This is a genomic window from Bacillus sp. FSL K6-2431, from assembly GCF_038005165.1.
Taxonomy (GTDB): domain Bacteria; phylum Bacillota; class Bacilli; order Bacillales; family Bacillaceae; genus Bacillus; species Bacillus pumilus.
This window is the reverse complement of sequence record NZ_JBBOSQ010000001.1, coordinates 3,042,721-3,060,776: the sequence shown is the minus strand read 5'-3', so window position 1 is coordinate 3,060,776 and position 18,056 is coordinate 3,042,721. Positions and strand designations below refer to the sequence as shown.

The 18,056-nt window shown below is 45.1% G+C and carries 10 protein-coding genes, 21 tRNA genes, 3 rRNA genes and 1 riboswitch; of the genes, 6 read left to right on the top strand and 28 right to left on the bottom strand.

From position 1 onward, the window contains the following. Nucleotides 1–9: 9 nt before the first annotated feature. From menH to MHH40_RS15440, 3 genes are read right to left on the bottom strand one after another with little or no spacing between them, the layout of a single operon-like run. Entirely contained in the window at nucleotides 10–834 is an 825-nt protein-coding gene (menH, locus tag MHH40_RS15450) for a 2-succinyl-6-hydroxy-2,4-cyclohexadiene-1-carboxylate synthase (protein ID WP_050943483.1), read from the bottom strand. Next, the gene (menD, locus tag MHH40_RS15445) at nucleotides 819–2,561 is read right to left on the bottom strand and encodes a 2-succinyl-5-enolpyruvyl-6-hydroxy-3-cyclohexene-1-carboxylic-acid synthase (RefSeq protein WP_050943481.1); all 1,743 of its coding nucleotides are present in this window, start codon (nucleotides 2,559–2,561) and stop codon (nucleotides 819–821) included. Before menD ends, menH begins: the two co-directional genes overlap by 16 nt. Continuing rightward, a complete protein-coding gene (locus tag MHH40_RS15440) occupies nucleotides 2,554–3,972 on the bottom strand; it encodes an isochorismate synthase (RefSeq protein WP_044142126.1) in 1,419 nt (472 codons plus the stop codon). The genes menD and MHH40_RS15440 overlap by 8 nt, the downstream gene beginning before the upstream one ends. A 382-nt stretch (nucleotides 3,973–4,354) precedes the next feature. Between MHH40_RS15440 and MHH40_RS15435 the strand changes: the two genes are divergently transcribed. The 3 genes from MHH40_RS15435 to MHH40_RS15425 all read left to right on the top strand — a co-directional run bounded on the left by MHH40_RS15435 (nucleotide 4,355) and on the right by MHH40_RS15425 (nucleotide 6,708). Next, nucleotides 4,355–5,293 carry a 1,4-dihydroxy-2-naphthoate polyprenyltransferase gene (locus tag MHH40_RS15435; RefSeq protein WP_003217744.1) on the top strand — a complete coding sequence of 313 codons (939 nt, stop codon included), beginning with the start codon at nucleotides 4,355–4,357 and terminating at the stop codon, nucleotides 5,291–5,293. Nucleotides 5,294–5,410: 117 nt separating this feature from the next. Beyond that, entirely contained in the window at nucleotides 5,411–6,145 is a 735-nt protein-coding gene (locus tag MHH40_RS15430; protein ID WP_050943479.1) for a TraR/DksA C4-type zinc finger protein, read from the top strand. An 86-nt stretch (nucleotides 6,146–6,231) separates the two neighbouring features. Continuing rightward, the gene (locus MHH40_RS15425) at nucleotides 6,232–6,708 is read left to right on the top strand and encodes a TspO/MBR family protein (RefSeq protein WP_034620862.1); all 477 of its coding nucleotides are present in this window, start codon (nucleotides 6,232–6,234) and stop codon (nucleotides 6,706–6,708) included. Nucleotides 6,709–6,787: 79 nt separating this feature from the next. On the opposite strand, the gene MHH40_RS15420 is transcribed toward MHH40_RS15425, so the two are convergent. The 24 genes from MHH40_RS15420 to MHH40_RS15305 form a co-directional block, all read right to left on the bottom strand. Next, nucleotides 6,788–6,859, bottom strand: a tRNA-Glu gene (locus MHH40_RS15420). Nucleotides 6,860–6,866: 7 nt separating this feature from the next. After that, nucleotides 6,867–6,957 (bottom strand) — tRNA-Ser (locus MHH40_RS15415). A gap of 3 nt (nucleotides 6,958–6,960) precedes the next feature. Then, nucleotides 6,961–7,035, bottom strand: a tRNA-Asn gene (locus tag MHH40_RS15410). A gap of 6 nt (nucleotides 7,036–7,041) precedes the next feature. Then, nucleotides 7,042–7,118 (bottom strand) — tRNA-Ile (locus tag MHH40_RS15405). Nucleotides 7,119–7,135: 17 nt separating this feature from the next. Beyond that, a tRNA-Gly gene (locus MHH40_RS15400) sits at nucleotides 7,136–7,209 on the bottom strand. An 11-nt stretch (nucleotides 7,210–7,220) separates the two neighbouring features. Further along, nucleotides 7,221–7,296, bottom strand: a tRNA-His gene (locus MHH40_RS15395). 27 nt (nucleotides 7,297–7,323) lie between these two features. After that, a tRNA-Phe gene (locus MHH40_RS15390) sits at nucleotides 7,324–7,396 on the bottom strand. An 18-nt stretch (nucleotides 7,397–7,414) separates the two neighbouring features. Next, nucleotides 7,415–7,491: transfer RNA gene (locus MHH40_RS15385), tRNA-Asp, on the bottom strand. 48 nt (nucleotides 7,492–7,539) lie between these two features. Further along, nucleotides 7,540–7,616 (bottom strand) — tRNA-Met (locus MHH40_RS15380). Nucleotides 7,617–7,639: 23 nt separating this feature from the next. Beyond that, nucleotides 7,640–7,732, bottom strand: a tRNA-Ser gene (locus MHH40_RS15375). A gap of 7 nt (nucleotides 7,733–7,739) precedes the next feature. Beyond that, nucleotides 7,740–7,816, bottom strand: a tRNA-Ile gene (locus MHH40_RS15370). Nucleotides 7,817–7,820: 4 nt separating this feature from the next. Beyond that, nucleotides 7,821–7,894 (bottom strand) — tRNA-Met (locus tag MHH40_RS15365). A 24-nt stretch (nucleotides 7,895–7,918) separates the two neighbouring features. Further along, nucleotides 7,919–7,991: transfer RNA gene (locus MHH40_RS15360), tRNA-Ala, on the bottom strand. 8 nt (nucleotides 7,992–7,999) lie between these two features. Continuing rightward, nucleotides 8,000–8,076, bottom strand: a tRNA-Pro gene (locus MHH40_RS15355). Nucleotides 8,077–8,083: 7 nt separating this feature from the next. Then, nucleotides 8,084–8,160: transfer RNA gene (locus tag MHH40_RS15350), tRNA-Arg, on the bottom strand. Nucleotides 8,161–8,171: 11 nt separating this feature from the next. Continuing rightward, a tRNA-Leu gene (locus MHH40_RS15345) sits at nucleotides 8,172–8,257 on the bottom strand. A 12-nt stretch (nucleotides 8,258–8,269) separates the two neighbouring features. After that, a tRNA-Gly gene (locus MHH40_RS15340) sits at nucleotides 8,270–8,341 on the bottom strand. A gap of 30 nt (nucleotides 8,342–8,371) precedes the next feature. Continuing rightward, nucleotides 8,372–8,454: transfer RNA gene (locus MHH40_RS15335), tRNA-Leu, on the bottom strand. Between the two features lie 8 nt (nucleotides 8,455–8,462). Beyond that, nucleotides 8,463–8,538: transfer RNA gene (locus MHH40_RS15330), tRNA-Lys, on the bottom strand. 37 nt (nucleotides 8,539–8,575) lie between these two features. Continuing rightward, nucleotides 8,576–8,651: transfer RNA gene (locus MHH40_RS15325), tRNA-Thr, on the bottom strand. Between the two features lie 33 nt (nucleotides 8,652–8,684). Next, nucleotides 8,685–8,760 (bottom strand) — tRNA-Val (locus tag MHH40_RS15320). Nucleotides 8,761–9,232: 472 nt separating this feature from the next. After that, nucleotides 9,233–9,348: ribosomal RNA gene (gene rrf / locus MHH40_RS15315) — 5S ribosomal RNA — on the bottom strand. A gap of 61 nt (nucleotides 9,349–9,409) precedes the next feature. Further along, nucleotides 9,410–12,340, bottom strand: a 23S ribosomal RNA gene (locus tag MHH40_RS15310). Nucleotides 12,341–12,522: 182 nt separating this feature from the next. After that, nucleotides 12,523–14,071: ribosomal RNA gene (locus MHH40_RS15305) — 16S ribosomal RNA — on the bottom strand. The 16S, 23S and 5S rRNA genes sit together here with 21 tRNA genes alongside, the layout of an rRNA operon. 437 nt (nucleotides 14,072–14,508) lie before the next feature. Next, nucleotides 14,509–14,610, top strand: a riboswitch (TPP riboswitch). 98 nt (nucleotides 14,611–14,708) lie between these two features. Between MHH40_RS15305 and thiT the strand changes: the two genes are divergently transcribed. Further along, entirely contained in the window at nucleotides 14,709–15,284 is a 576-nt protein-coding gene (gene thiT, locus MHH40_RS15300) for an energy-coupled thiamine transporter ThiT (protein ID WP_050943983.1), read from the top strand. A gap of 240 nt (nucleotides 15,285–15,524) precedes the next feature. Here thiT and MHH40_RS15295 read toward each other — a convergent pair whose 3' ends face one another. Further along, entirely contained in the window at nucleotides 15,525–16,079 is a 555-nt protein-coding gene (locus MHH40_RS15295; protein ID WP_050943984.1) for a GNAT family N-acetyltransferase, read from the bottom strand. Between the two features lie 169 nt (nucleotides 16,080–16,248). Here MHH40_RS15295 and MHH40_RS15290 point away from each other — a divergent pair, with 169 nt between their 5' ends. Next, nucleotides 16,249–16,884 (top strand): DUF1232 domain-containing protein, encoded by a 636-nt coding sequence (locus tag MHH40_RS15290; protein ID WP_050943985.1) that lies wholly within the window; start codon nucleotides 16,249–16,251, stop codon nucleotides 16,882–16,884. 14 nt (nucleotides 16,885–16,898) lie between these two features. After that, a complete protein-coding gene (rodA, locus tag MHH40_RS15285; protein ID WP_050943986.1) occupies nucleotides 16,899–18,053 on the top strand; it encodes a rod shape-determining protein RodA in 1,155 nt (384 codons plus the stop codon). Nucleotides 18,054–18,056 lie beyond the last annotated feature (3 nt).

Here is an 18,056-nt window from a genome sequence, read left to right as displayed (position 1 = left end):
GTTCCTCCTCTAATCTTGCGTAATAAACTCACTTACTATTTTACCAAAAAAATGTGGTTGTTCCACATGAACTGTATGCCCAGCCTGCTCAACCAATATGAATTGACTGCCTTCAAGCTCCTGCTGCATACGTGTGGCGATCTTGCAGAACTTTTCATCAAGCGCTCCGCACATCAACAAAACAGGTAAATTCATATGCTTTAACCCCTTCCAAACAGAGGGCTGCGAACCTGTTCCTATGCCTTCTAAGCTGCGAGCCAGTCCAAGTGGATTGGCATTTAGCCTTTCCTCTCGTAGTTGAGCCTGCGTGTCAGCTGATAAAGTTTTCTGAGAAGCAAACAGTGGAATACTCTCCCAAAAATCCACAAACTTCACTAAACCTTCATGTCTCATTTTCTGAGCCAGCTGATGATCATGTTTGAGTCTTGCCATCCGCTCTTTAAACGTGCGAAGCCCTGGAGAGGTACTCTCTAGAATCAACTTGTTGACTCGCTCTGAATAACGAGAGGCAAATGATAAAGCAATACGTCCTCCCATAGAATATCCGAGAATATTCACTTTGTGAAGCTTTAATTGGTTTAAAATCTCTGCAAGATCTGCTAGCTGATGCGACATCGCATATCTTCTTATACTTTCTGGTGAGTCCGTGCGGCCATGTCCAAGCAGGCTGACTTGAATCAATCTTGTATTTCCCATATAAGCATTCAAGAATGTCCAAGAAGCCGCGCTTCCAGTGAAGCCGTGTAAGCATAGCGTGGCATTCTCACCTGATGGATTCTGATCCACCACCTCGTACGCCACACCATCACGCATCCGTATTATGAAAGAAGACATTCTTTTTTCACTTCTTCCAATATGTCATCCATCATTTGACGATGCTTGCTTACACGAGAATGCCGATCTGTTTCAATTTCAATTAAATGAAGTCCAGGCTCTTCTATATGCGCCTTGTAGACATCATGTAATTCTTGTTTCGTTGACGGTTTCGAATAGGTTCCCCCATACAACTTCGAAGCATACTCAAAATTCAGTCCAGTCGGTGTACCAAAGAGTTTTTCATAATACGGTTCCTCAGACGCCTGTGGAAGGAAAGAAAAGATGCCTCCTCCATCATTGTTTAACAACACAACCGTCAGTGGAATGTCCATCAACTTCGCTGCAAGGAGACCATTCATATCATGGTAAAATGATAAATCTCCAATCACTAAGGTGACCGGCTGTTTCAAAGCTGCATACGTGCCAAGTGCTGTAGACACAACACCATCAATACCATTTGCTCCTCGATTCGCCATCATTCGAAAAGGCTTCGATTGCGCTTCAAAAAATGTATCCACATCACGAATCGGCATACTATTCCCGATAAAAAGGACACTCTCCTTCGGCAAAAGATGCTGAAGCTGACGGTACACATTCCCCTCAAATGACAGATCCTCATCAGAATAATGGGAAGCATGCGTTCTGAATGATGAATTTGCATCCTGCCAGCGCTTTAGAAAACTTGTATCCTCACGTTGATCCGATCTATTGACTACTTCATCTACAAAAGCTGCCACATCACTTTCAAAGACATATGAAGCACTCAGCCCAGGATCTCGAAAACCTCCGGCAGCATCAACAACAATCTGATTCACTTCCGCATGTTTTTCCAGCCACTTGAATAAAGGCTTAGACACAGGCATTGGTCCAAAACGAATGACCATATCCGGCAATAGGTGCTGCTGCAATGCTTCATCTTTCAATAAAGAATCATACGCATCAATAATAAGATCTGCATGCTCATGACCATTTCGTAAATGAGAAAGCGGGTCCGCTAAAATCGGCATATGCAAGGCTTTTGAAAGACGTAATACTGCCTCTATCTCTTCCTCTGTATGAAGCTCGCCACACACAATCAGTCCCTTTTTGGAACGGTTCATAACCGTCACAATTTCAGATATCGCATCATCATTTGGGAAAGCCTGTCCTGTAGCTAATACCTTTTTCAGGTCTGTTTCTTCTCGCTCGAAAGGATCAATAGACAAATCAGGAAGCAATGGTTCTCTCAGAGGGACATTGATTTGTACAGGTCCCTTCGGCTCTTGCATCGACATATGATTTGCTCTTGCCGCAGCCGTCTGAACATAGCGTAACATCGTCTGACTTTCTTCTGGCAATGCTAAGTCTGTGAACCATTTAACAAACTTACCGAATAAGAATTGCTGATCAATCGCTTGAGGTGCTCCAACTTCCCTCAATTCGTGCGGCCGATCAGCAGTTAAAACAATAAGTGGGACACGGGAATAATGTGCCTCTACAATGGCTGGGTAAAAGTTAGCTGCTGCTGTACCTGACGTACAAATAAGCAGCACTGGTGTTTGACTTGCTTTTGCAAGACCAAGCGCATAAAAAGCAGCAGACCGTTCATCCACTAATACATGGACATTGATGTCTTGGTGGGCTAGAGCCAGCATTGCAAGCGGGGTCGAACGAGAACCTGGACAGACAACTGCCTCTTGTACGCCACCTTGGACAAATTCATCCATCAATCTGCCAATATATGTTGTCATGATTTGATTATTCAATAGGACGACCTCCAAGGGCAGATAGCATTGGTCTTAATTTCACTTGCGTTTCCTCGTACTCCTGCTTTGCAAGGGAATCCTCTACAATGCCGCAGCCAGCGAACAAACGAACATGGTCTTCCTCAATAAGACCTGACCGAATGGCAACAGCAAATTCTCCATTATCCTGAGAGTCAATCCACCCTACCGGCGCTGCGTACCAGCCACGTTTCAACGGTTCGATTTCACGAATGACCTCAACCGCCTTTTCCTTCGGATATCCGCCTAATGCTGGCGTCGGATGGAGCTGTTCAATTAATGAAAAGAGAGAACAGCTGCTTTTAATTTCTCCTACAATCGGTGTAAACAAATGCTGAATGTTTTTTGTTTTATAAAGACTAGGTTGATTTGGTTTATGGACGCGAAGGCAATTAGCCTCAAATGCTTGCTCAATCATATTGACAACAATTTGATGTTCAATCAAATTCTTCTCATCATGCAGCAGTTCCTCGCCTAATGCTCGATCTTCCGCTTCATCTTTTCCACGAACAATCGAACCTGCTAAACAAGATGAAAAGACCTCTCCGCCGCTTTTTTTCACTAAGCGTTCCGGCGTAGCTCCGACAAATGCTTGTCTCCCCTGTTCAACCGCAAATACATAACTCGTTGTTTGATGCTTTAATAATTCTGATAACAGTGGAGCGAGTTCAATTTGATTTTTATAGTGAAGCAAGACTTCTCTTGCTAAAACAACCTTTTCATATTCGTTTGCACGAATGTGGTCTGTCGCTTCTTGGATCGCCTTCATCCATTCCTTCACATCTCGTTCTTCCATATGAACAAGTTCAGCTTGTCCACCATGTCTGAGCGGTAATGTTTCGTAATGAGAGGCTTTTTGTTCTAATTCTTGAATGAGCTGATGAACATTCCCGTCCACCTGCTTCCATTCATTGATCGTCAGAAACGTGCCTTCTTTCGAGACAGTAAGCATCATCGATGGCACAAAAAAATGAGCCTCGCCAAAAGCTTCCCAGTGACGCGCCTTCTCTTCATACGGATCAAATGAGAATCCTCCAAATAAAAGCGGACCAACAGCCGCTTGCCTTAACTCCTTCTCATCATGAAAATGGAACATGTGCTGCTTCAGCTGTTCCCATTCTTGATGGACTGTATCAAATCGTTCCTTGCCTTGCTCAGATGATTTAATAACGGCCGCTCTGCCAAGTCCAGAAAATATCATTTGGCTTTCTGGATCAGACCAAAAAAACCGCTCGCCTAAAAAATCCGCTTCGCCGCTTTGGAAAAAGGCAAGAGGATCCAGATCGTCAACTCTTCTGGAGTAGCTTATCAAAACAGCATGGTTGACGTTATTCGCTTCTTCTAATGTCGCAAGCGCTTCCTGCCGGAAAGTACTTTGCACTGTTGTCACCATGATACATTCCTCCAAAATCCATGAAATAACATAAAAAAATAAAACCATAATGAAAAAATACGTGAACATTCGAGTATGTCGAATGACCTGCTTTTCTATTATAAACCTTAACAGATGAACTTAGTAAAGAAAACAGCTTTTTAAACCTAGAATCCTTATTATATCACGCTTTCTAGATTTTTTCGCTCCTGCTTCTTGAAACGAGAGCATCTATAAGAAAAATGGAAAGTCTTGTTCTAAGATCAAGCTTTCTCTCGATATGGCAACGATTAGCAAACATCTTTTTCAGGTTTCATCGCATCAATATATTGACACCTTTTTGAACTTTGCTAAACTGGAATTTGGACGTGTACGTATTTTTTTATTTAAAGGAGTATATTTTATGCAGCATCAATCGATATCAGATCAGCTTTCACCGATTAAGCCTGATAAGAACTGGCGGATTTGGTGGAATTTACTACGACCGCATACATTAACAGCAGCATTTATTCCCGTTACTTTAGGAACTGTTCTCGCACTTCCAAGTGGTCAAATACATGTTGGGCTATTTTTAGCTATGCTGTTTGCATCTATGTTTATCCAAATCGCAACGAACATGTTTAATGAGTACTTTGATTATGTTCGCGGATTGGACAACGAGAAATCTGTCGGCATCGGCGGCGCCATTGTCAGAAATGGTGTGAAACCTAAAACCGTTCTCAGCCTTGCTTATGCACTATTTGCGCTTTCTTTACTACTAGGGGTGTACATTTGCATGATGTCTAGCTGGTGGATTGCACTGATAGGACTCATATGTATGGCAGCAGGCTATTTCTATACAGGCGGTCCTGTTCCTATTGCATATACACCGTTTGGAGAAGTTGTGTCAGGTGCTTTTATGGGACTAGGAATCATCCTGATCAGTTTCTATATTCAAACAGGCACACTGACGTCTAAAGCTGTTCTCGTCTCATTACCAATTTCTATTTTAGTTGGTGCCATCTTACTATCGAACAATATCCGCGATTTAGACGGCGATAAAGAAAATGGACGAAAAACACTTGCTATTCTTGCTGGGCGAAAGGCTGCTGTGAACATTTTACTTTCCATGTTTTTGATCTCTTATGTACTTATTTTTGTTTATATCTTCACAGATATTGTTGGCCTTTGGAGTCTTCTTGTTTTACTCAGTGTCCCAAAAGCATATACAGCTATCAAAGAATTTAAGCAAAAAGAAAAACCAATTGAATTAATGAATGCCATGAAATCTACAGCTCAAACCAATACATTTTTCGGTTTCCTGCTGACAATCGCTTTGATCTTACAATACTATATCGCGTAACAAAGAACGCCTGCAGCCGCAGGCGTTTTTTCATGAGGAATTGCTTCAATTTGGAACTAGTCTTACAGACAAAATTGCTCATACTAATATTATGTTTAATATGAAAGGATGATCGCTTTGTTGTCTAAAGACGAATTACATCATTTGAAGCAGCGACTTCTCGATGAAAAGCACGAACTCGAAGCCAAAAGCCATGACGATGAACAAAAAGTATCATTTCCTTATGATTCGGTCGGAGACCTGTCAGCCTATGATAATCACCCAGGTGATCAAGGGACAGAGCTGTTCGAACGCGGGAAAGATATTGCGTTAAACAGTTTGGAACATGAACATCTGTTAGACGTTAATGAAGCACTTCAAGCCATCACAGACGGCTCTTATGGCCTATGCAAGGTCTGTAAATCACCTATCCCAAAGGAACGCTTAGAGGCCTTACCTAGTGCCGTCACATGCACAGAGCATTCAAAAGAACAAACCGTTTCACAAAACCGTCCGATTGAAGAGGATTTATTAAGTCCGCCATCAGGGCAATTCGAAAATGAAGAAAGTGCAGCCTATGATGGAGAGGATGCATATCAAGACGTAGAACGCTACGGAAACTCTGATACGCCGTCTGATATGGAATTTCCTCCATTGACATACGATGATGTGTATACACAATCAGAAGATGAAGATTATGTCGAAGACTATGAAGGATTCGCAGCTGCTGATATTGAGGGCAAAGCAAGCAAAGTATATCCAAATAAAGCCCACGAAGCCTATGAAGAGGCATTGGATGACGAAGGCGTCATGACCGTATTTGGTGACTTGAAGCCGTACGAAGAAGAACCTTATACAGAAGAAAATCATTAGTCCCCTCATAATGGGGGCTTAATGTTTATATCATGTAATGATTGGGAAATCACTTTAAGAGTGAATTTGATTGGAGGAGATTCTTAATGGCGAGAAAAAGTATCATTTGGGCAGTGGTTGTCTTCTTTATTACATACGCATTATTCTCTATTGCCGGATTCTTGTTTCCGATTGACAGAGAGTGGTATGATGCATTAAATAAACCGGAATGGACACCGAGTGGTGGAGTAATTGGCGCTGTGTGGGCTGTCTTATTTGCTCTCATCTCGTTGTCCGCAGCGATCATTTATGGAAAATATGGATTTCAAAAAATCACTTTACCCTTTTGGATTCTTTTTCTTTTAAATTACGTATTTAATCAAGCCTTTAGTTTTTTTCAATTTACACAAAAAGATCTATTTGCCGCTACGATCGACTGCCTGCTTGTAGCGCTGACAGCACTTGCTCTTGTTATCGTCTCGCGTAAACTAAGCAAAGTCGTTCCAATTTTACTAATTCCTTATGTCTTATGGGGCTTCTTTGCAACATACTTGTCTTATACGATCTATTCCATGAACATGTAAAAAAAGACCGCTATAATGGCGGTCTTTCTTTTTTGAAGAAAATAAAAAAGAGATCTTTGACAAGACCTCTTTCTAAACATGACCCGTACGGGATTCGAACCCGTGTTACCGCCGTGAAAGGGCGGTGTCTTAACCGCTTGACCAACGGGCCAGATAAATGGCGGAGAAGGAGGGATTTGAACCCTCGCGCCGCTCGCGCGACCTACACCCTTAGCAGGGGCGCCTCTTCAGCCACTTGAGTACTTCTCCATTTGGCTCCGCAGGTAGGACTCGAACCTACGACCGATCGGTTAACAGCCGATAGCTCTACCACTGAGCTACTGCGGAATATCATGGTGGGCCTGAGTGGACTCGAACCACCGACCTCACGCTTATCAGGCGTGCGCTCTAACCAGCTGAGCTACAGGCCCATGAATGGATATACAAATGGAGCGGGTGATGGGAATCGAACCCACGACATCAGCTTGGAAGGCTGAGGTTTTACCACTAAACTACACCCGCAAAAATATGTATGGGGCGATTGATGGGAATCGAACCCACGAGTGCCAGAGCCACAATCTGGTGCGTTAACCACTTCGCCACAACCGCCATACTATCAATATTTTTTTATAAAAGTGGCTCGGGACGGAATCGAACCGCCGACACACGGATTTTCAGTCCGTTGCTCTACCAACTGAGCTACCGAGCCAAGTATTCATTTTAAAAATGGCGGTCCGGACGGGACTCGAACCCGCGACCTCCTGCGTGACAGGCAGGCATTCTAACCAACTGAACTACCGGACCATTTTGGTTGTACTCAATGAGCACTCCCCATTGGTACATAAAATAATTTGGTTGCGGGGGCAGGATTTGAACCTGCGACCTTCGGGTTATGAGCCCGACGAGCTACCGAACTGCTCCACCCCGCGATGATATAAGTTTTTAAAAAATATGGCGGAGGAAGAGGGATTCGAACCCCCGCGGGCTTTGACACCCCTGTCGGTTTTCAAGACCGATCCCTTCAGCCGGACTTGGGTATTCCTCCGTATAGATGGTGGACCTTGTAGGACTCGAACCTACGACCGGACGGTTATGAGCCGTCTGCTCTAACCAACTGAGCTAAAGGTCCTTTATAGCGGCGGAGGGGATCGAACCCCCGACCTCACGGGTATGAACCGTACGCTCTAGCCAGCTGAGCTACACCGCCATGATCAAAATAATCTTTTAAAAGTGGAGCCTAGCGGGATCGAACCGCTGACCTCCTGCGTGCAAGGCAGGCGCTCTCCCAGCTGAGCTAAGGCCCCATAAAAGATGGTCGGGAAGACAGGATTCGAACCTGCGACCCCTTGGTCCCAAACCAAGTGCTCTACCAAGCTGAGCTACTTCCCGATCTTAATGGCGCGCCCGAGAGGAGTCGAACCCCTAACCTTTTGATCCGTAGTCAAACGCTCTATCCAATTGAGCTACGGGCGCTTATTGTATAATGCCGAGGGCCGGACTTGAACCGGCACGGTAGTCACCTACCGCAGGATTTTAAGTCCTGTGTGTCTGCCAATTCCACCACCCCGGCGTGGATGGTATAAGCGGAAGACGGGATTCGAACCCGCGACCCCCACCTTGGCAAGGTGGTGTTCTACCACTGAACTACTTCCGCATTACAGGATTTCTTTATTTTACTTGGCAATGCGGGTGAAGGGACTTGAACCCCCACGTCATAAAGACACTAGATCCTAAGTCTAGCGCGTCTGCCAATTCCGCCACACCCGCATGAAACATGGTGAGCCATGAAGGACTCGAACCTTCGACCCTCTGATTAAAAGTCAGATGCTCTACCAACTGAGCTAATGGCTCGCTTTAAAAGCGACTTGTCTATCTTACCATATGAAACTGGTGCCGGCAAGAGGACTTGAACCCCCAACCTACTGATTACAAGTCAGTTGCTCTACCAGTTGAGCTACACCGGCTTTATCTATCCTAACATTATGTAAGAATAAATATGGTGGAGGATGACGGGCTCGAACCGCCGACCCTCTGCTTGTAAGGCAGATGCTCTCCCAGCTGAGCTAATCCTCCACTATGTAGGAATCTCTCGATCCGACAAAGATTATTATATACAGGTTTTCATCATTTGTAAAGGCTATATTAAAAAAATTTTATTTCAATTTTCATTACGTATTTCTTTTAACAAATGACCTTTATTTCCTCTATTCAAACAGCGTGATCTAACGTTCATCACTTAAACTTCTCCACTCTATATTCTCTTTAAAAACGGGCAATTCCTTTATAAATATGAACATCTCACATTAGATACAGTATGTCCGAAATGGAATTATCTACTAATAACGATATAGAGCTCTTCTATCATTTATTAATCTAACTCTCTACTGGTTTAACTGAAACGCTCGATCTCTTTTGTTTTAATGTGTTCACATGCTTGTAAATGAGTTAGAGTGTCGAAACGTTCATCAAACAAGTGCAATCAGCAGCATATTTTCTCAAGAAGCACAAAAAAGACCAGTTCCGTATGGAACTGATCCTTATACAAGCTTGGCGGCGTCCTACTCTCACAGGGGGAGACCCCCAACTACCATCGGCGCTGAAGAGCTTAACTTCCGTGTTCGGTATGGGAACGGGTGTGACCTCTTCGCTATCGCCACCAAACCTGATGGAGAGAATGTTCTCTCAAAACTAGATAACAATGTTCAAACTTCACATTAGAATATAGGTTAAGTCCTCGATCTATTAGTATCTGTCAGCTCCACGTGTCACCACGCTTCCACCTCAGACCTATCAACCTGATCATCTTTCAGGGATCTTACTTCCTTGCGGAATGGGAAATCTCATCTTGAGGGGGGCTTCATGCTTAGATGCTTTCAGCACTTATCCCGTCCGCACATAGCTACCCAGCGATGCCCTTGGCAGAACAACTGGTACACCAGCGGTGCGTCCATCCCGGTCCTCTCGTACTAAGGACAGCTCCTCTCAAATTTCCTGCGCCCGCGACGGATAGGGACCGAACTGTCTCACGACGTTCTGAACCCAGCTCGCGTACCGCTTTAATGGGCGAACAGCCCAACCCTTGGGACCGACTACAGCCCCAGGATGCGATGAGCCGACATCGAGGTGCCAAACCTCCCCGTCGATGTGGACTCTTGGGGGAGATAAGCCTGTTATCCCCGGGGTAGCTTTTATCCGTTGAGCGATGGCCCTTCCATGCGGAACCACCGGATCACTAAGCCCGACTTTCGTCCCTGCTCGACTTGTAGGTCTCGCAGTCAAGCTCCCTTGTGCCTTTACACTCTGCGAATGATTTCCAACCATTCTGAGGGAACCTTTGGGCGCCTCCGTTACATTTTAGGAGGCGACCGCCCCAGTCAAACTGCCCACCTGACACTGTCTCCCTGCCCGATAAGGGCAGCGGGTTAGAAGGTCAATACAGCCAGGGTAGTATCCCACCGATGCCTCCACCGAAGCTAGCGCTCCGGTTTCCAAGGCTCCTACCTATCCTGTACAAGCTGTACCAACATTCAATATCAGGCTGCAGTAAAGCTCCACGGGGTCTTTCCGTCCTGTCGCGGGTAACCTGCATCTTCACAGGTACTATAATTTCACCGAGTCTCTCGTTGAGACAGTGCCCAGATCGTTGCGCCTTTCGTGCGGGTCGGAACTTACCCGACAAGGAATTTCGCTACCTTAGGACCGTTATAGTTACGGCCGCCGTTTACTGGGGCTTCAATTCGCACCTTCGCTTACGCTAAGCGCTCCTCTTAACCTTCCAGCACCGGGCAGGCGTCAGCCCCTATACTTCGCCTTACGGCTTCGCAGAGACCTGTGTTTTTGCTAAACAGTCGCCTGGGCCTATTCACTGCGGCTTCTCGGGGCTTTAACACCCTAAGAAGCACCCCTTCTCCCGAAGTTACGGGGTCATTTTGCCGAGTTCCTTAACGAGAGTTCTCTCGATCACCTTAGGATTCTCTCCTCGCCTACCTGTGTCGGTTTGCGGTACGGGCACCTCTCACCTCGCTAGAGGCTTTTCTTGGCAGTGTGGAATCAGGAACTTCGCTACTAAATTTCGCTCGCCATCACAGCTCAGCCTTTACGGGAAACGGATTTGCCTATTTCCCAGCCTAACTGCTTGGACGCGGATATCCAATACCGCGCTTACCCTATCCTCCTGCGTCCCCCCATTGCTCAAATGGTGAGGAGGTGGTACAGGAATATCAACCTGTTGTCCATCGCCTACGCCTTTCGGCCTCGGCTTAGGTCCCGACTAACCCTGAGCGGACGAGCCTTCCTCAGGAAACCTTAGGCATTCGGTGGACGGGATTCTCACCCGTCTTTCGCTACTCATACCGGCATTCTCACTTCTAAGCGCTCCACCAGTCCTTCCGGTCTGACTTCACAGCACTTAGAACGCTCTCCTACCACTGTTCGTAAGAACAGTCCGCAGCTTCGGTGATACGTTTAGCCCCGGTACATTTTCGGCGCAGAGTCACTCGACCAGTGAGCTATTACGCACTCTTTAAATGGTGGCTGCTTCTAAGCCAACATCCTGGTTGTCTAAGCAACTCCACATCCTTTTCCACTTAACGTATACTTTGGGACCTTAGCTGGCGGTCTGGGCTGTTTCCCTTTCGACTACGGATCTTATCACTCGCAGTCTGACTCCCAAGGATAAGTCATCGGCATTCGGAGTTTGACTGAATTCGGTAACCCGGTAGGGGCCCCTAGTCCAATCAGTGCTCTACCTCCGAGACTCTTACCTTGAGGCTAGCCCTAAAGCTATTTCGGAGAGAACCAGCTATCTCCAGGTTCGATTGGCATTTCACCCCTACCCACACCTCATCCCCGCACTTTTCAACGTGCGTGGGTTCGGGCCTCCATTCAGTGTTACCTGAACTTCACCCTGGACATGGGTAGATCACCTGGTTTCGGGTCTACGACCACGTACTCATGCGCCCTATTCAGACTCGCTTTCGCTGCGGCTCCGCATCTTCTGCTTAACCTTGCACGGGATCGTAACTCGCCGGTTCATTCTACAAAAGGCACGCCATCACCCTTTAACGGGCTCTGACTACTTGTAGGCACACGGTTTCAGGATCTATTTCACTCCCCTTCCGGGGTGCTTTTCACCTTTCCCTCACGGTACTGGTTCACTATCGGTCACTAGGGAGTATTTAGCCTTGGGAGATGGTCCTCCCGGATTCCGACGGAATTTCACGTGTTCCGCCGTACTCAGGATCCACTCTGGAGAGAACAACATTTCAGTTACAGGGCTGTTACCTTCTTTGGCGGGCCTTTCCAGACCTCTTCGCTTATATCGTTCCTTTGTAACTCCGTATAGAGTGTCCTACAACCCCAAGAGGCAAGCCTCTTGGTTTGGGCTGTTCCCGTTTCGCTCGCCGCTACTCAGGGAATCGCATTTGCTTTCTCTTCCTCCGGGTACTTAGATGTTTCAGTTCCCCGGGTATGCCTTCTCATACTCTATGTATTCAAGTATGGATACTACTCCATTACGAGCAGTGGGTTTCCCCATTCGGAAATCTCCGGATCAAAGCTTGCTTACAGCTCCCCGAAGCATATCGGTGTTCGTCCCGTCCTTCATCGGCTCCTAGTGCCAAGGCATCCACCGTGCGCCCTTTCTAACTTAACCATTTCTTACTTTAGAAAGAATCACTATGTGTGATGAACTTTGCATTGCATTCAATGTGAATGTATTACTTATTGTTATCTAGTTTTCAAAGAACAATCCTGTCTCGCTAGAGACATGTCTTGAAGGAATGATCCTTCAAAACTAAACAAGACGAAAACGCACACTGCTCCATATATCCTTAGAAAGGAGGTGATCCAGCCGCACCTTCCGATACGGCTACCTTGTTACGACTTCACCCCAATCATCTGCCCCACCTTCGGCGGCTGGCTCCATAAAGGTTACCTCACCGACTTCGGGTGTTGCAAACTCTCGTGGTGTGACGGGCGGTGTGTACAAGGCCCGGGAACGTATTCACCGCGGCATGCTGATCCGCGATTACTAGCGATTCCAGCTTCACGCAGTCGAGTTGCAGACTGCGATCCGAACTGAGAACAGATTTATGGGATTGGCTAAACCTTGCGGTCTCGCAGCCCTTTGTTCTGTCCATTGTAGCACGTGTGTAGCCCAGGTCATAAGGGGCATGATGATTTGACGTCATCCCCACCTTCCTCCGGTTTGTCACCGGCAGTCACCTTAGAGTGCCCAACTAAATGCTGGCAACTAAGATCAAGGGTTGCGCTCGTTGCGGGACTTAACCCAACATCTCACGACACGAGCTGACGACAACCATGCACCACCTGTCACTCTGTCCCCGAAGGGAAAGCCCTATCTCTAGGGTTGTCAGAGGATGTCAAGACCTGGTAAGGTTCTTCGCGTTGCTTCGAATTAAACCACATGCTCCACCGCTTGTGCGGGCCCCCGTCAATTCCTTTGAGTTTCAGTCTTGCGACCGTACTCCCCAGGCGGAGTGCTTAATGCGTTAGCTGCAGCACTAAGGGGCGGAAACCCCCTAACACTTAGCACTCATCGTTTACGGCGTGGACTACCAGGGTATCTAATCCTGTTCGCTCCCCACGCTTTCGCTCCTCAGCGTCAGTTACAGACCAGAGAGTCGCCTTCGCCACTGGTGTTCCTCCACATCTCTACGCATTTCACCGCTACACGTGGAATTCCACTCTCCTCTTCTGCACTCAAGTTTCCCAGTTTCCAATGACCCTCCCCGGTTGAGCCGGGGGCTTTCACATCAGACTTAAGAAACCGCCTGCGAGCCCTTTACGCCCAATAATTCCGGACAACGCTTGCCACCTACGTATTACCGCGGCTGCTGGCACGTAGTTAGCCGTGGCTTTCTGGTTAGGTACCGTCAAGGTGCGAGCAGTTACTCTCGCACTTGTTCTTCCCTAACAACAGAGCTTTACGATCCGAAAACCTTCATCACTCACGCGGCGTTGCTCCGTCAGACTTTCGTCCATTGCGGAAGATTCCCTACTGCTGCCTCCCGTAGGAGTCTGGGCCGTGTCTCAGTCCCAGTGTGGCCGATCACCCTCTCAGGTCGGCTACGCATCGTCGCCTTGGTGAGCCATTACCCCACCAACTAGCTAATGCGCCGCGGGTCCATCTGTAAGTGACAGCCGAAACCGTCTTTCATCCTTGAACCATGCGGTTCAAGGAACTATCCGGTATTAGCTCCGGTTTCCCGGAGTTATCCCAGTCTTACAGGCAGGTTACCCACGTGTTACTCACCCGTCCGCCGCTAACATCCGGGAGCAAGCTCCCTTCTGTCCGCTCGACTTGCATGTATTAGGCACGCCGCCAGCGTTCGTCCTGAGCCAGGATCAAACTCTCCGAGGTATGCAGGATGCATATCACACATGCGTTGCTACACGATGTAGCGAACTTAGCATGTGATCATTTCCTGCCTCGTCAGCGTTTGACTGACTACCTATGATGTTTCATAGGATTTTTTTATAAAAACTCGAATTAACAGGTACGTTTTGTCTTGTTTAGTTTTCAAAGATCATCTTCGTCGTCTCTCAGAGGCGACTTTATTAATATAACATTCTATCAAGATAAAGTCAATAACTTTTTTCTTTATGTTATTTAATAACCGCGCTGTTTTAGCGGCGAATACAAATATAACACCTTTTGAGAGAGGAAACAAGTATTTTTTCTAAATAATTTATTTTTTCTTATCTCTTCCTATATAACCATACAAAAATTGATTGTCACAGGAATTCTCTATTGTTGATCCTGAAGGTCTTTAGTATATTTATAATAGAAGAAAACTAAATAACCGCAGGGGGAGCTTTGTGCTGAGAGTGAACACTCGTTGTTCTGACCCTTTGAACCTGTCAGTTAATACTGAAGTAGGAATGTGGATTCAATTGAATACATGTGGTGTATTCAACTCGATATGTTTTTCTATGAATAACATACTCATCCTTACACGGTCTCTCCTTGCTCAATTCATGAAAAGGGAGATTTTTTTATGCAGCAATCAAATCAATTGGTACGACTGATGGAAATCGCAATTATGACTTCACTTGCACTAGTATTAGATTACTTATCAGGTCTCTTTTTAAGAATGCCGAACGGCGGATCTCTTGCGCTGATTATGATACCCGTCATTCTTATGTCTATTAGATGGGGAATATCAACCGGGTTTATCATTGGTGTGCTTATTGCAGGCCTTCAGCTGATGAATGGCCCTATTATCGCTACACCAGTTCAAGGATTTCTCGATTATTTCGTCGCATCTGTTGTCATTTCCCTAAGCGGCCTCTTTTCTGGATTGATTAAAAAAGCCATTCAGGACCAAAAGCGAAAGCAGCAATTCTTCTATATTATCCTATCCGTATTTGTTGCAAGTTTCTTCAGACTGTTGACGTTCTTTATCTCTGGTGTTGTTTTCTTTTCTCATTATGCACCAAAAGGAACTCCAGGTTGGGTTTACTCTTTAATTTATAACAGCACATATATGGTTCCTTCATTTATTATTTGCAGTATCGTTCTTTGCATACTCATACCAAGTGCATCTCGTTTGGTTTTTCCTCACAAAAAATAACTGGCTGATTTCAGCTGGTTATTTTTTTATGCATAATTTGCCGCTCTATGGAATCTATTAATAGTAGAAGATTTCATGTTGGAGGTACGCCAATGAACCCTTACTCCATTATGCTGTGCTGCTATATTCTCAGTCTTGCTTATTTTTTGGCAGGTTTCTATGAAGCTTTAAAAATAGCAGGAATAAAAGGAAAAGTAGAAGCTTCTCCTCTTATCTCTTATATGCTTTTAGCTGTGCTTTTCACTTTTTTCTCCCATTATTATTGGAAGCTGACGATTTAATTCGGTGTAGATGGTCATTTAATACAGGCAGCTCCCACCCATACCCTATTTCATCATGCTTCTCGCCAGCCAGCTCGAACTGGCTGGTAACGACAAAATGAGGTTGAAGCTTTTGATAAAAATGCTTTGCCGAATTTTGTTCAAATACCCACAGCATGATATTCTGATACCCTTTCTCTATTAAATAGCTCACTCCTTCTGTAATTAAAGCGATACCTGCTCCTGATTTCTGTTTCTCTTGCAATAAATAGATCGCGTAAAGTTCTCCATCATATGTTGGATAGCGCTCATCACGTTGTTTTCCAAAAGAAGCAAAACCAAATACCCCCTCGTCATCTTCTGCGACAAACGTCCCTTCAAGTGACCTTCTTCTCCAGCTCTCTTCTCGATCTTCTATATTTAAACCATCCAAATAATCCTGATTAATAATGCCTTGATAAGTCGTCTGCCAGCTCTTCACATGTATTTCGGCAATTTTAGGAATATCTTTTTGTACAGCATGTCTCACCTTCATCCGCGCCACTCCTTCTCACTGTTTTCATCCTATCTTTATTATGATAAATTCCTATTTCCTAAAATTCAATCAATAAAGGATATTCGTTGACATTTTGTCAACACACCTTTATATTGGGTACGACTTCTTCTATAGAAGAGTTGATACATCATACAAAGGATGGCGTAAAATGGATTCTAAAACAACTGAGCTTGGGTCTCTCTTAAAGGAAAGATTGCAACAACGTTCTTTATCTTTAAGAGAGCTCAGCACATACACAGAAATTGATAAAGCGACACTGTCTCGAATCATGAATGGAAAAAGAAAACCAACTTTGAATCACTTGCAGCGGCTTTCAGATTCTCTGAACCTATCATTAGATCAACTATTAGCTGCTGCAGGGTTTCCAATCAAAAACGAAAAGGTACATAGTGATACGTTCATACAAACGGTCGTAGAGATCGAAAAAACACTGAAAGATGAGAAGGTCTACGACGGTACATTTAGTCAGACCAAATTGAAACAAAAGCTAAACGAATATGAGACCTATAGCCAAACAAACGAGGGAAAAGAAACGATCTCAGCAAAGTTTGAGAAAAAGATGGAGGCGGTAAACGGCGCCGGGCCATTCCTTCAGCATTTGAAAGACATGTACAGCTTATTTATGACCGGACGAGGTACTTCTCGAGAATTAATGATGATGGGGAGCGCACTCCTTTATTTCATTATGCCTGTTGACTTAATACCAGATTTTATTTTTCCGATCGGCTATATTGATGATGCTGCGGCTGTGAAAATCATCATAGACCAGCTGACAAATAGGTAACAGGACAAGAAGCTATGAAAAAACAGTACAACATTGACTTCGTACTTTTACTCACTGTGATTTGTTTATTTGTCATCAGCCTAATAGCTGTATATAGCGGATCAGGACAGTATGAATCGCAGGATATGTTTTATTTCGTCAAAAGACAAATTTTCTGGTATATCGTCGGTTTCGGTCTTATGGCCGCTGCTGCATACTTTGATTATGAACTTCTTGAGCGTTTATCTTTTCGGTTATTTACAGGTGGTATTTTTCTCATTATTCTTGTGCACTTTTTCGGAACGAGTCAAAACGGATCCCAAAGATGGATCAGCTTCGGTTCAATCAAAATTCAGCCATCAGAGTTCATGAAAATTTTTGTGATCCTGCTACTAGCGGCTGTCTTGAACCAATACAAGCATCAGCGATTTTCGTTTAAAGAAAGTATCATTCCTACAAGTAAAGTCGTTTGCTGGACCGTTGTCCCTTTTTTCCTCATCTTAATTCAGCCTGATTTAGGGACAGCGCTCGTGATATTATCTATCGCCTTTACACTGATGCTCGTGTCAGGAATTTCCAGCAAGATGATGACCGCATTAATGGCTTCTTTTCTTGCACTTCTTTCATTTTTGGTCTACTTACACAACGAACACTTTGAGCATTTCACAAAAATCATTAAGCCACATCAGCTTGATCGCATTTATGGCTGGCTCTCCCCCGATGAATTTGATTCAACATACGGGTATCAGCTGAAACAATCGATGCTCGGTATTGGATCAGGTCAATTATCAGGAAGCGGTTTTACAAAGGGGCATCAAGTACAAGGCGGTAATATCCCCGAAGCGCATACGGATTTTATCTTTGCCGTCATTGGTGAGGAGTTTGGTTTTATCGGCGCCTCCCTTTTGATGTGTTTGTACTTAATGATGATTTACCGAATCATTCATGTGGCTATGCATGCTAATACGCTTTATGGTTTGTACATATGTGCAGGAGTCGTTGGGCTGATCGTGTTTCAAGTTTTCCAAAACGTAGGGATGACAATCGGTTTAATGCCTGTGACGGGACTCGCGCTTCCTTTTATCAGCTATGGAGGCAGTGCGCTACTCACTAACATGATCGCCATTGGCCTCGTGTTTAGTGTCAATATCAGGTCATCATCCTATATGTTTGGAGACAACTGGAATTGAAGA